Below are 13,699 nucleotides of genomic sequence, written 5' to 3'. Positions count from 1 at the left end.
CTGCTGACCCTGCCCCGCCGGCCGGACGTCGCCCGGGCGTCCGCTCACCCCAACGAGCGTCCGGGCGCACTGATCGCGAAAAAGCGCTCGACGACATCGTCTCGCACCGGTGATGTCATGAGCGAAATGCCAACGAATAGCGGCAGATTCACCATTAGCCCCCAGAAGCCGGCATGCACGCCCATCGGGTTGGGCCAGATCAGCGTCAAGGCAAGCGTGACGCAGAAACCGCTCAGAATGCCGACGAGCACCCCGGGGGTCGAGGCTCGGGTCCAGAGAAACATGCCGATGAAGGCCGGCAGCACTTGCGTCGCAAAACCGAGTCCCACCAGCAGAATCATCACCAGATTGCTCGGCTCGGCGATCGCCACGGGGGCGACGATCAGCGCCATGATCGGCACCAGGAGTCTCCGCGCCAACCTTCCTGTCGTTGCATCGCTCAATCTGAACAGCGGCTGCGCCACGTCACGGGCATAGGCCATGGCGATGGAGTGGAGAAATGGCTCGCAGGAGGACATCGCCGCGGCCAGCGTGCCGGCTCCCAGAAGCCCTACCAGCCAGCTCGGCATGTGCTCGAGCGCATACGTGAGCGCCACGGTATCGGCGCGCGAAAGCGCCGGGAGCGCCAGAATGCCGATAAATCCCACCACCACCATCGGCAGCACCACGATGTAGTAGGTCGGCAACCAGGTCGCGCTGCGTCGAATCGTCGACGCCGAGCGGGCGCTCATCCACTGACTCCACACCGGCGGCATGAAGGAGAACATCGAGACGATGATCGACGTCGTCCAGAACGCGAACCCGATGTCGCCGCCCGCACCGGGGAGGGTGAGAAATTCGGGGCGCTCGCTCGCCAGCCGCTCGAAGACGCCCGCAAAGCCGATCTCGCCGGTCGCCTCGTGGGTCGCCCAGAGACCCACGGCCCAGGCCACGCCCAGCATCAATATGCCTTGAAAGGCATTGGTGAGACCGATGGCGCGTTGACCGCTGATGTAGAGATAGATCGCGATCGCGCCGAGCACCACGATCACCCCGACCCACACCGGGATCTCGCCGCCGCTCATCACCGACAGGATGTAGGCGGATCCAATGGTCTGCAGCACGGCGTAAGCCAGCGAGCCGATCGACATGACCAGTGCCGCGAGCCCCCCGAGCAGCGGACTCTGGTAGCGATCCGCGATGGCCGCGCCCTGGGTCACGTGACCGAACCGCTGCCCGAAGGCCCACACCTTCGGGCCGCAGTACCAGGCGACCAGCGCCAGATAGGAGAGGTAGATCACCACGTAGAAGACGGCCACTCCCTTGGAGTACGCCCATCCCGGCGCCCCCATGAAGGTGTAGGCGCTGATGCTGCCGGCGGCGATGAGCAGATAGAGCGTGACCGGCCCCATGCTGCGTCCCGCGACCCCCCACTCTTCGAGGCTGTCCATGACGCGCCCACGCCGAGCGTTGATACCGATGATCAACGCCACCACGATGTAGCCCATCGTGATGGCCAGCGGAATCCAGCTAGACATCGCTATCGCTCCTGCGCAACAGACGGTTGGCGATCAGCATCGTCAGCCAGCAGCCCGTCACGATGGCATAGGTCAGCACCGCGAGCGGCGGCAGCCCGAACCAGAGTTCGGCGCGGTTGAACGCCGCGACGACCGGCCAGATCCCGGCGCTGATGAGCAGCGCGAACGCCAGCGCCAGGCACCAGCCGCGGCGCGATCGAGGGTGTACGACAAAGTGTTTCATTGGAGAGTCCAGAAGACGGTGAATGCCATCGCGCCTGTCGCGCCGCGCTAGGATAGCGCAACACGGATCGCGACCCGACCGGCGCCGGACCGGTCGACAACGGAGCCTCGATCCGTGCAGGCTCGATCGCGCGTCTTCCACTACGCTTGCACCACGAGTCTCGCGCCACGCGCCCAAGCGTATCCGGCGCACGATATTTTCTCCGACAAGAAGGACAAACATGTCATCCCATTCCAACTCGCTTCGCGACTGGCTGAGCCACACCGCCTCGGCGGGCTACGTTGCCAAGGGCGTCATCTATTTAGCCATCGGCTGGCTGGCACTGCTGACGACCATCGGCCTAGGGGGGAGCGAGAGTGGCACCAGCGACGTCATACAGAGGATCGCTACCTGGCCCTTCGGCACCGTCCTGCTCGTCCTGATGGGCATCGGTCTCGTCGCCTACGTCCTGTGGCGGCTGGCCCAGGCCTTCTTCGATACCGAAGACAAAGGCGATGACATGAAAGGTCTGGTCGCTCGTGCCGGTTTCGCTATCAGCGGTCTCATCTACACCGGTCTGGCCTGGAAGTGCACGACCCTGGTATTCAACTCGTTTTCCAGCTCACAAGGCAGCAGTAACAGTGAGCGCACGCAGACGCTGCTCGGCATTCCCGGCGGGCGCTGGTTGCTGGCGGCGCTGGGTATCGTCTTCATCGCCGTGGGCTGCCATCAGCTCTACCGCGCCTGGACGCGCGCCTACCGCAAGAACTGGCATCTAGACAAGCGCCCTAATCCGCCACTGCCGCTGCTCGAGGGCATCGCGCGGCTCGGACTGGCCGCTCGCGGCGGCACCTTCGTCATCATCGGCGTGCTCATCGGCATCGCTGCTTGGCAGCTCTCGCCGAGCAAAGTCGAGGGGTTGGGCGGCGTGCTCGACATGCTCGCCAAACAGCCCTTCGGTGACTGGATTCTCGGTATCGTTTCCGTCGGCCTGATCGCTTACGGCGGCTACTGCTTCATCAACGCCGGCTATCGCCGCGTCGGTAATTTGAACTAACACCCGCCCGAGCAGACAAGAGGCAGCGAATGCGGCCTCATCCCCCAACGGCGGGCGCCTCGTCGATGCGTCTGCCGCGCTCCCCCTCTTTCGACTGTGATCCGAGATCGCGCATCGCGCGGCGGCCTAGAACGCCTCGATCTCGAACGCCATCAGCCCTTCCGCGCCAGCATCGAGCCTGCGCTCGAGCGATTCGCTGCGTGGCAGCTGACGCTCGAAGAAGTACCGCGCGACGACGAGCTTGTTTCGATAGAACCGTTCACCAGCGGCGCCTTCGTCGGCGAGACCGTTGGCGGCGACTCGGGCGGCCCGCGACCAGAGCCAGGCGTAGACGGTAAGCCCGAGCAGTTCGAGATAGTCATAGGCGGCGCTACCGAGCGCGTCGTGGTCATCGCCGGCCCGCGCAAGCAGAGCCGCGGTGACCCGCTCGAGCCGTTCGAGTTCATCGGCGACCGCCTCAGCGTAGGTGCCACACTCACCGGACTGAAGATCGCCACGAATTCGCGTCACGAGCTGTTCGACGTAGGCGCCGCGATTGCGTGCCAGCTTTCTTCCCACCAAGTCCATCGCCTGAATGCCGTTGGTGCCCTCGTAGATCATGGCGATGCGCGCATCGCGCACGAACTGCTCGGCCCCCCACTCCGCGCAGTAGCCGTTGCCACCGTAGAGCTGCTGCGCGACGACCGTGGCATCGAACCCCCGGTCGCTGATGAACGCCTTGGCGACCGGCGTCAGCAGCGCGACGATCGCTTCGGCGTCGCTGCGAGCCGTCACGTCGGTGTGATAGCGCGCCCGGTCCAGCTCGCGACCGACGAAGCCGGCGAACAGTCGAGCGCCTTCGTTCCAGGCGCGAACCTCGAGCGCCATGCGACGCACGTCGGGATGGACCAGAATCGGATCCGCCGGTCGCTCGGGATAGGCCGCACCGCCGGGCGCCCGACTCTGCAGACGCTCGCGGGCGAAGGCGATGGCGTTCTGGTAGGCGATCTCGCCGAGCCCCAGCCCCTGCACCCCGATGGACAGGCGCTCGTAGTTCATCATTGTGAACATCGTCGCCAGCCCCTGATGCGGCTCGCCGATCAGCGTCCCCTTCGCGCCCTCGAAGTGCATGACGCAGGTCGCACTGCCCTTGATGCCCATCTTGTGTTCGAGCCCGCCGCAGACGACGCCGTTGGACGCGCCCAGCGAGCCGTCCGCATTCACTTGTCGCTTGGGCACCAGAAACAGCGAGATGCCGCGCGAGCCTTCGGGCGCATCGGGCAGCTTGGCGAGCACCAGATGCGCAATGTTTTCGGTCAGGTCGTGATCGCCACCGGTGATCCAGATCTTGCTGCCGGTGATGGCGTAGCCACCCTCGCCATCGGGCTCGGCGCGCGTACGGATGAGGCCGAGATCCGTACCGCAGTGCGGCTCGGTCAGGCACATGGTGCCCAGCCAGTCACCCGCATACAGGCGCGGCAGATAGCGTGCCTTGGTCTCATCGTCGGCGTACTGCTCGAGCAGCAGCGCCGCGCCGTTGTTGAGCGTCAGATAGAGCGCGAAGCTCGTATTGGCGGCGTAGAGCATTTCATCGAAAGCGAGCGTCAGGAGCTTGGGCATCCCCTGCCCCCCGTAAGCCGGATTGCCGGCGAGGCCGCACCACCCGCCATCGGCGAACGTCCGGAACGCCTCCTTGAATCCCGCCGGCGTCGAGACGTGGCCGTCGACGAGCCGGCACCCCTCGGCGTCGCCGGTGGCGTTCAGCGCCAGCAGCTCGGCCTCGACGATTCGCGCGCCTTCCTCCAATACGGCTTCGGCCAGTGCGGCATCGACCTCGGCGGGGAGCGCGAGAGACTGCCACTCGGCCTCGGCACCCAGTACCGAATCGCGGACGAAGCGCAAATCCACGAGCGGAGAACGATAAACGGCCATAGCGCCTCCCGGGCGTAATCAAACGATCGTTTCAATATACGACGTTCGCGCTATGACGTTGACCCGGACCTTGGTCGCAGCCGCTTTCGCACCACCGAGTGCCGTGTAAAACGTCAGCTATCTACCCGTTCACGGCCGCGCCGGTTGGAAGCGACTGAAAGATTCAGGATAATCACAAAACTTGCGTGTTCCAGACGATCCGCCAGACTATCAAGCGGATTCCTGGCGAAGCGGAGCTCGCAAGCCGGGCGCAAGGGAACGTCATTACGTGCACGAGCGCGGTTTTCATCGCGTACATTCAAACAATGGAGACGGCTAGTGGCTCAAGACGACACTAATAATCAGCCGGACGCGCCGCAGGAAGGCGTACCGGCCCCCGAGGGTGCTTCCAACCTCATCGATACCGATTACGTAATCGGTCAAGACAATATTCAGACCAATAAATTCGGCTTCGATGTCGACCTGCACGGCAAGGTCTTTTCGATCTCGTCGCTGCTCGTTCTGTTCTTCGTCATCATCACGCTGGCGCTGCCGGAACAGATGGCTCCGATCTTCAACGGCGCCAAGGGCTTTCTCACCGCCAACCTGAGCTGGCTGTTTCTGCTCGCGGCGAACATTTTCGTCATCCTGGCCATCGGCCTCATCTTTACCCCGCTGGGTAAGGTGCGACTGGGGGGCGCCGACGCCAAACCGGATTTCGGCTACGCCGGCTGGTTCGCGATGCTCTTCGCCGCGGGTATGGGCATCGGCCTGATGTTCTACGGCGTCTCCGAGCCGATCACGCACTTCGGCACGTCGATGTCGGCGGATTCCTGGGCACCGCTAGGCGGCGCAGAGGGCAATGCTGCGGCGTCTCAGTCGCTGGCCATGGCCTCCACGATCTTCCACTGGGGTCTGCACCCCTGGGGTATCTACGCGGTCGTCGCACTGTCGCTGGCCCTTTTCTCGTTCAACAAGGGTCTGCCGCTGACCATGCGGTCGATCTTCTACCCGATCCTGGGTGAACGTATCTGGGGCTGGCCGGGCCACGTCATCGACATCCTCGCGGTCTTCGCGACGCTGTTCGGACTGGCGACCTCACTGGGCCTCGGTGCTTCTCAGGCGGCTGCGGGTCTGAACTACCTGTTCGACGTTCCCAATACCAACGTGACCATGGTGCTACTGATCATCGGTATCACGCTGGTGGCGCTGCTGTCGGTGATGCTCGGCGTCGACAAGGGCGTGCAGCGGCTGTCGCAGCTCAACATGGGGCTGGCCTTCCTGCTGCTGCTCTTCGTGATCATCGTCGGACCGACGCTGCTGATCCTTACCGGTTTCGTCGAGAACATGCTCTCCTACCTGAAGAATCTGCCGGCACTGGCCAACCCGTTCGGACGCGACGACACCGACTTCGTCCATGGCTGGACCGCCTTCTACTGGGCGTGGTGGATCTCCTGGTCGCCGTTCGTCGGCATGTTCATCGCGCGGGTCAGCCGCGGGCGTACCGTGCGCGAGTTCCTGATCGCGGTACTCATCGTCCCCACCGTCGTCTCGGTGATCTGGATGACCGCCTTCGGTGACACGGCGATCAACCAGATCGTCAACCAAGGGTTCGAGGGCGTTCAGAACGCCGATCTGGAGCTGCAGCTCTTCACCATGCTGGGTCAGCTCCCGCTGTCGGCGATCACGTCGTTCATCGGCATCATCCTGGTGATGGTGTTCTTCATCACCTCGTCGGACTCCGGCTCGCTGGTCATCGACGCCATCACCGCCGGCGGCAAGGTCGACTCGCCGAAACCGCAGCGCGTGTTCTGGGCACTGATCGAGGGCGCCATCGCCATCGCTCTGCTGCTCGGCGGCGGCCTGACGGCACTGCAGGCGGCGGTCATCACTACCGGCCTGCCGTTCACCGTGGTGCTGCTGGCGGCGTGCTACGCCATCGTCCAAGGCCTGCGTACGGAGCCGAGGGCGAAGTAACATCGATCGGGGTCTTTATCTCGAAGCAGAACGCGACGAGCGGCCAATTGGCCGCTCGTCGTCGTTTGGGCAAGAGAAATGTCGGCCGCTGCGACGCCGCTAGCGCCAGAGGTCGCCGACCGGCGTTTCCAGCGTATGGTGATGCAGAATCTGTGCCTGCAGCAGCTCGGCAGTGGCGAGGGCATCCACCTGGGCGTGGTGGCCGGTATACGGCGGGAGGTTGTAGCGCTGGCGGCTTTCATTGAGCCGAATCGACGCCATCGGTCGGCCGGCCCAGCGACGCAGTCGCGCCCACCAGGACTGGCGGTGGATGCGCGCCTCGATCGACATCGTGTCGATCATCGGGAAAAGCAGATGCTCGCCCAGACGTTCGCGCACCGCCGCGTCCAGAAAAGTGCGCTCGATCTGACGATAGTGCGCGACCACCAGACAGCCCTGCATGCGTTCCAGCAACTCATCGAGAATCTTGGAGAGATCGGGCGCGTCTTCCACCTCCGAGTGGGTGATGTGGTGAAACGCCACCGACTCGTCGCTCAGCGGTCGGCGCGGCGACAGCACCCAATATCGTCCCGCCGCCGGACGGATCCGTTCCAGCGTGAACGGCACCAGCCCGACGCTGACGATGTCATGACGACTGCCGTCCAGGCCGGTCGTCTCGAAATCCATCGCCAGCAGCGGCGCTTCCCCGATCGGCATCTGCGGATCGAGCGTACCGGCTGCATAGAACCGAGCGAGACGCGGGTCCCTGGCGTGTTCGGCCCGGGACGCCATGTAATCCGGCCAGTCCGGTGTCGATGCCTTTTTCGACCCCAAGCCGAACATCAGCGGTTGCCTCGCGGGGAACTCTTGCTCTGCGCGCCTTCCTGTCTCGACGGCATGATGTAGCGGAACGAGAGAAATTTCTGCGCGTTGCTGATCGCCTCGAAGGCGTCCTTGAGATTGTGTCGCTCGCGGCTGTCGATCTGCTCCGGGTCGACGCTGTTGTTGGGTTCCTCCCCCTGTTCGATCGACGCCGCCTGATAGCGCATTCTGACCATCGACATGAACTCGAAGGCGTAGCGCAGCCGGTCCGTCACCCCTTCGGCCAGCAGCTTGGTCTTGTCGATATCGTCGAGTCGGGCAAAGCTGTTCTGGGCGTTCGAGCCGCAGGCCAGCGCGTGCACACGCACGAGATCGGTGAGCGGGGCCGTGCCCCGGCGCTTCAGGTTGATCGACTTGCGGTGCTCGCCGTCCTGCTCCATCACGAACTGACGGAAGAAGCCGAGCGGCGGCGTGCGGTTCTTGGCGTTGCGCGCCAGCGCCGCCAGGAACACCGGCCGATTGGGCGCGAGCTCTGCGATCAGGTCCTGCAGCGCCTCGACCATCGGTGCCTCGCCGTGTACCGCGGCCAGATCGAAGAAAATGGAGCTATGCAGCAGTCGCTCGCCGTTGGGCTCGTCCATCCATTCGGTGAAGTACTGCTTCCAGACCGTCAGCGGCTGACGCCAGCGAGGGTTGATCGCCATCACGTCGCCCTTGCAGTAGGGGTAGCCGCAGGCGTCGAGCCCGTCGCAGACGAACTTGGCCAGCGCCTCGAAGTACTCGCCATGCGCCTCAGGGTCGTAGCTGTCGTGGAGTACCAGCGCGTTGTCCTGATCGGCCGTGATGGTCGGCTCCTCCCGCGCCATCGAGCCGAGCACCATGAAGCAGTACGGCACTGGCGGCGCCCCCAGCTCGGCTTCCGCCAGTTCCAGCAGACGCTGGATGAACGCCCGCCCGATCGTCGCCAGCGCCCGCGAGATCATCTCCGAATTGGCGCCGTCGGCGACCATGCGCACGAACCCGGTGCGTACCTCGTCGGCGAGTCGCGCCAGCTGTGTCGGCGTGTTCTGAACGAAGATGTTGTTGACCAGGAACAGGCTGCTGTGGGTCTCATGGCGCACGATGTCGGAGAGGTGCAGGATCCCCATCGGCTGGCGACGGTGCAGCACGGGCAGGTGGTGCACCTGGTTACGCAGCATGCTGAGCATCGCCTCGTAGACGGACTCGTCCGACTGCGTGACGATCACCTTGGGCGACATCACCTCCCCCACCGTCGTCTGGGGCGACTTGCCTTCGGCGAGCACGCGGGTACAGAAATCACGGTCGGTGAGAATGCCGTTGAGCTGCCAGTAGCGCCCGTCGCGACCGGTAAAGGTGTAGGCGGACTGGGTGTCGGTGATGTCGATGACCAGCACGCAGGTCGCATTGGCCTCGCTCATCTGGCGCGCCGCGTCCTGTAGCGTGGTCGACGTCTCCACCATCAGCGGCGCCTTGGTGATCAGCTTGCGCACTCGGGTGGTCATCAGCCCGCTGTCGTCGCGCTGCTGCTCCACGGTGACCTTGAGTCGCTGTCCGCCGGTCTCGACGAACTCGGAGAAGTCATCGTCCTCTTCGCAGATCGCCTCGAAGGTCTCGCCGGGAATGAAGTAGATCAGCGTGTCCTCGATCGCGCTGACCGGGTAGCGCACCTTGCGATTGCTGCGCAGCAGATCCGAGTAGCCGAAGATGTCGCCTTCGCTGAGGCGGTTGAAGAGCCGGCCGCTGCGCTGGTACATCTCCACTGCCCCGCTTCGCACGTACCACAGCGCTTCGATCGGCTGATCTCGGCTCAGTAGCTCGCTGCCGGCCTGGAAATAGCGGATCTCCACTTCGCTGGCGATACGGTCGAGATGTTCGTCCGCCAGACTGTCGAACGGCGCGAACTGCGCCATGTGACTGCGGATGTCGAGCTGTTCGATGTTCAATGCGCACTCCCTACGCAAGGCAATGGTCGGTCACGGCGAGTGACGCCGCGACCGCAGATTTCTGCCGACGGCGCGTCTCGAACGGCGCTTCCGTCGGTTGGCGTCGCCCCACCGACGAAACCCGGAACGACACCGCCCGCCGGCGTTAGCGGGACGTCTCCAGCGCGGCGGCAAGCGTGCTCAGGCGGTCGCGAACCACCTCGAAAATCCCCTGAGTGGAGACGTCCGTCATACCGCCGACGTGCGGCGTGGCGATGACATTTTCGTAGAATAGCGGATCGTTGGGGTCCGGCGGCTCCTGCCAGAAGACATCGAGCCCGGCGCCGGCGAGACGCCCGCTGCGCAGCGCGGCGAGTAGCCCCTCGCGCTCGATCAGCCCGCCCCGCCCCAGGTTGATCACGAATGCGCCGTCACGACACTGCGCCAGCGCATCGGCGTCGATCAGATGATGCGTCTGCGGCGTGTCGGGCAGCGTCAGCACCACGAAATCGCTGCGCGCGAGCAGCGTCGGCAGTTCGTCGAGGGTGCCCAGCCAGGCGAGACCGTGGCGCTCGGCGAACTCTGGCTCCGCGCTGCGCTTGATTCCCATGAGGGTCATGTCGAAGGCGCGTAGGCGCCGGGCGAGCGCCTGGCCCAATCCGCCGAGACCGACGATGCCGACGGTACGACCCTTGAGCCCCATGCCCATGGGGGCACCGAGCTGACCGGCGGCGAGCGCCTCGCGCATGCGGGATGCCTGCCTGGCGAGGCCCAGCATCATCCAGATACCCAGCTCTGCCACCGAATCGGCGTTGCCGGAGATATCGGTGGGCACGTTGGCGACGTCTATCCCCTTCGTCTCGGCGCAGGCGCGATCCACCCCCTCGAGGCCCGCGCCGATCTGCTGGATCAGCGCGAGGCGATCGGCGGTCTCGAGCAGCCGTGCATCGATTGGCGTCATGGTGGGTATCAGCGCATCGAAGCCGGCCAGCGACGTCAGCGCGTAGCCGCCGGAGGCGACGAATTCGACCTGCGGCAGCGCCACGCGAAATTTCTCGAGGATGCCGCCCCAGGCGTCCTCCTCGGCGGCAAAAAGCACTCGCACGTCGCTCTCTCCTCGTTCTACCCGCGGTGGCTCGTCATTCCCGACGCGGTTCGTCGTTTCCAGACCGGTTCGTCGTTTCCGAAGCGGATCGTCTTTCCTGACGGTGGACAGTCTCACAGGTTGCCCGGCCGGGCTTGGACGACGCCATGATCGCCGGACGATGATCCGATCAGGGGAGAAACGGTAAACGAGGCGCTCCCCGTCGTCGAGACGCCGGCAGAGAGAAGCCGGAAAAGACGAATGTCAGAGTCGTGATCGATGCCGTGGGTGACGTCAGGCGCTTTCGACGCGGAAGAGCGGGGTCGGATGCTTGCCTTCGAGCCAGCCGAGGCTCGCGCTGTCGGCGGGAACGAACCAGCCGAGCCGGTCGGCCAGGCCGACCACGCTGCCCACGACGATCAGCGTGGGCGGCTGCGGCGCTCGGCCGTCGAGGCTCGCCGGCAGCGTCTCGAGGGTACCCACATGGACGCGCTGATTGGCCGTGGTGCCCTGCTCGATCAGCGCCATGGGCGTCGACGACTCGAGGCCGTGGGCGATCAGCCGCTCGCGGAGGGTGTCGAGCGCGCCGAGCCCCATATAGAAGACCAGCGTCTGTCCGGCGGCGGCGAGCGAGGCCCAGTCGAGATCGCAGCTGCCGTTCTGGAGATGACCGGTCACGAAGCGCACCGACTGGGCGTGATCGCGATGCGTCAACGGGATGCCGGCATAGGCGGCACAGCCGGAGGCGGCAGTGATGCCGGGCACCACTTCGAAGTCGATGCCCGCCTCGGCCAGCGTCTCGAGCTCCTCGCCGCCCCGACCGAAAATGAACGGATCGCCGCCCTTGAGGCGGACCACGTCGTGCCCGGCTTTTGCCCACGCCACCAGCGCCTGATTGATCCCGTCCTGCGGCACGCTGTGCTGCGAGCGCGCCTTGCCGACGTAGAAACGGGGTGCGTCGGGGTTGGCGAGCGCCAGTATCTCCGGGCTGACGAGGCGATCGTGGACGACGATGCTCGCCCGCTGGAGATGCCTGAGCGCCTTCAGCGTGAGCAGCTCCGGATCGCCCGGGCCGGCCCCCACCAGCGCCACCCGCCCCCGACGCCAGCGCGTCGCGGCGGCATCATCCGCCGTGGCGGCGGTCGAGGCATCGACCCGTGGCGGCAGGCGCACGCTGCAGAGCGAAGGGCAGCCCGGCGCGAATACGGCAACGCCCGCGACTCGGGCGCGGCGCGCGATGTCGACATCGCGTGCATCGTCCCCCGTCGCCACCAGCCAAAGCTGACCCGGCGCCGGCGCCGGCTCGTCGACCTCGATCGCCCAGCGCTGCGTCTGACACAGCGCCTCGAGCGCGGGCATCACCTGGGTGGCATGAAGCGAGAGAGACACATCGAGCCCGACGAACTGCCGCGCGAGCGTGAGCGCCTCGCCGCCACCGCCGAAGAGGTGGAGCGAGAGCGCCCTCGGATCGTATTGAAGCGTCAGCGTCTGCGTCACGGTGGCCCTGGTCCTCTGGAGAGCGAGACAGCATCGCTCGCTGGGAGCGTTGCCGCATTAGAACGAAATTCGCAAAACACCGAGTTTCGTTATTCCAAATTGTAAGGATCCACGGACGGCCCACGAAGGAACGCTTTTTTGTAGCGTTATAACCAAACCCCGCGCCGGGCCAGGACCACCATTCGCCTCACTCAGCGTTGAGGCGCTCGACGCCGCCCAGATATGACTTGAGCGCCGCCGGCACGTCGATGCTGCCGTCCGCGTTCTGGTAGTTCTCCATCACCGCCAGCAGGCAGCGTCCCACCGCCAGGCCGGAACCGTTCAGCGTATGCAACAGCTGCGGCTTCTTTTGTGCCGGGCTGCGGAATCGCGCCTGCATCCGCCGCGCCTGGAAATCCTCGCAATTGGAGACCGACGAGATCTCGCGATAGGTCTGCTGGCTCGGCAGCCACACCTCGAGGTCATAGGTCTTGGTCGCGCCAAAGCCCATGTCCCCGGCGCAGAGCGTCACCACGCGATACGGCAGTTCCAGCGCCTGCAGGATCGCCTCGGCGTGACCGCGCATCTCCTCCAGCGCTTCGTAGCTCGTCTGCGGATCGACGGCCTGGACCATCTCGACCTTGTCGAACTGGTGCTGACGGATCATGCCGCGAGTATCGCGGCCGTAGGCGCCGGCTTCGCTGCGAAAGCACGGCGTGTGGGCGGTCAGCTTGAGCGGCAGCCCGGCGTGTTCGAGAATCTCGTCGCGCACGAAGTTGGTCAGCGGCACTTCGGCGGTGGGAATCAGGTAATAGCCGTCTTCCTCGCCGAGACGAAAGAGATCCTCCCCGAACTTGGGCAGCTGGCCGGTACCGGTCAGCGATTCGGCGTTGACCATATAGGGCACGTAGCACTCTTCGTAGCCGTGCTCGAGGGTCTGCTTGTCGAGCATGAACTGCGCCAGCGCTCGGTGCAGACGGGCGATCGGCCCGCGCATGACAGCGAAGCGCGAGCCGGTGAGCTTGGTCGCGAGCTCGAAATCGAGATAGCCGAAGCGGGCACCGAGGTCGACGTGGTCGCGCACCTCGAAATCGAAATCCCGCGGGGCGCCCCAGCGGTGCAACTCGACGTTGTCGCTCTCCTCTGCGCCCTCGGGCACGCTCTCGTGCGGCAGGTTGGGCAGCCCCTCGACCAGCGCGTCCCATTCCTGCTGAACCGTAGCGAGTGCCTGCTTGGCCTGATCGAGCTCGTCGCCGAGCTTGCCGACCTCGGCGCGCAGCGGCTCGATGTCTTCGCCCGCGGCCTTGGCCTGACCGATCGCCTTGGAGCGCACGTTACGCTCGTTCTGCAGCTGTTCGGTGCGCGTCTGCAACTCACGCCGGCGGGACTCGAGGGACTCGAGCTGCGCGACGTCGAGGGTAAAGCCTCGCAGGGCCAGGCGTTGGGCGACGAACAGGGGATCGCTTCGCAGCAGCTTGGGATCGAGCATGATGAATTCCGTAGGTTGAAGACAGTTGCGGTGGTGACGACACAGCCGTTGATCGAGGCACGACGCGCGATCGCGGCGCCAATACGCCCCGCGAGAAGGCCACATTGTAGGGAAATCGCCGCGCCCGCACCACGCCGGTGCCTGCCCTCGCCGCGCTCGCCGCGTTACACTGTGACGACCTCCGAGAGCCTCCTCCGTGCCGACATAGCCAAGGCGGGTGGCGTCTCTCCCCTTACCCGAACCGAACGGCCATCCGGCGCCAT

General features: G+C 65.2%; 10 protein-coding genes. 2 read left to right on the top strand and 8 right to left on the bottom strand.

The window, feature by feature from the left end; all coding sequences use genetic code 11:
- Positions 1 to 44 precede the first annotated feature (44 nt).
- Together DOM33_RS09370 and DOM33_RS09365 are read right to left on the bottom strand one after the other, a co-directional pair.
- The gene (locus DOM33_RS09370) at positions 45 to 1,517 is read right to left on the bottom strand and encodes a sodium:solute symporter family protein (RefSeq protein ID WP_110668170.1); all 1,473 of its coding nucleotides are present in this window, start codon (positions 1,515 to 1,517) and stop codon (positions 45 to 47) included.
- On the bottom strand, positions 1,510 to 1,740 hold the full coding sequence (locus DOM33_RS09365; protein WP_110668169.1) for a hypothetical protein: 231 nt from the start codon (positions 1,738 to 1,740) through the stop codon (positions 1,510 to 1,512). The genes DOM33_RS09370 and DOM33_RS09365 overlap by 8 nt, the downstream gene beginning before the upstream one ends.
- 220 nt (positions 1,741 to 1,960) lie before the next feature.
- Here DOM33_RS09365 and DOM33_RS09360 point away from each other — a divergent pair, with 220 nt between their 5' ends.
- Positions 1,961 to 2,776, top strand: coding sequence for a DUF1206 domain-containing protein (locus DOM33_RS09360; RefSeq protein WP_110668167.1), 816 nt, complete (start codon positions 1,961 to 1,963; stop codon positions 2,774 to 2,776).
- A gap of 126 nt (positions 2,777 to 2,902) precedes the next feature.
- On the opposite strand, the gene DOM33_RS09355 is transcribed toward DOM33_RS09360, so the two are convergent.
- Positions 2,903 to 4,687: an acyl-CoA dehydrogenase C-terminal domain-containing protein gene (locus tag DOM33_RS09355; RefSeq protein WP_110668164.1), complete on the bottom strand. Its 1,785-nt coding sequence runs from the start codon at positions 4,685 to 4,687 to the stop codon at positions 2,903 to 2,905.
- A gap of 318 nt (positions 4,688 to 5,005) precedes the next feature.
- Between DOM33_RS09355 and DOM33_RS09350 the strand changes: the two genes are divergently transcribed.
- Positions 5,006 to 6,643: a BCCT family transporter gene (locus DOM33_RS09350; protein ID WP_110668162.1), complete on the top strand. Its 1,638-nt coding sequence runs from the start codon at positions 5,006 to 5,008 to the stop codon at positions 6,641 to 6,643.
- A gap of 99 nt (positions 6,644 to 6,742) precedes the next feature.
- Here DOM33_RS09350 and DOM33_RS09345 read toward each other — a convergent pair whose 3' ends face one another.
- From DOM33_RS09345 to serS, 5 genes are all read right to left on the bottom strand, one after another.
- A complete protein-coding gene (locus DOM33_RS09345) occupies positions 6,743 to 7,465 on the bottom strand; it encodes a 3'-5' exonuclease (RefSeq protein ID WP_110668160.1) in 723 nt (240 codons plus the stop codon).
- Entirely contained in the window at positions 7,465 to 9,408 is a 1,944-nt protein-coding gene (locus DOM33_RS09340) for a DUF294 nucleotidyltransferase-like domain-containing protein (RefSeq protein WP_110668159.1), read from the bottom strand. The genes DOM33_RS09345 and DOM33_RS09340 overlap by 1 nt, the downstream gene beginning before the upstream one ends.
- Positions 9,409 to 9,553: 145 nt before the next feature.
- A complete protein-coding gene (locus DOM33_RS09335; protein ID WP_110668157.1) occupies positions 9,554 to 10,492 on the bottom strand; it encodes an NAD(P)-dependent oxidoreductase in 939 nt (312 codons plus the stop codon).
- A 273-nt stretch (positions 10,493 to 10,765) separates the two neighbouring features.
- Positions 10,766 to 11,563 (bottom strand): uroporphyrinogen-III C-methyltransferase, encoded by a 798-nt coding sequence (gene cobA / locus DOM33_RS09330; RefSeq protein WP_239495325.1) that lies wholly within the window; start codon positions 11,561 to 11,563, stop codon positions 10,766 to 10,768.
- Positions 11,564 to 12,155: 592 nt separating this feature from the next.
- Entirely contained in the window at positions 12,156 to 13,436 is a 1,281-nt protein-coding gene (gene serS, locus DOM33_RS09325; protein WP_110668155.1) for a serine--tRNA ligase, read from the bottom strand.
- Positions 13,437 to 13,699 lie beyond the last annotated feature (263 nt).

This window comes from Salinicola halophilus, from assembly GCF_003206155.1.
Lineage (GTDB): Bacteria > Pseudomonadota > Gammaproteobacteria > Pseudomonadales > Halomonadaceae > Salinicola > Salinicola halophilus.
This window is presented reverse-complemented; position numbering and strand designations above follow the sequence as displayed.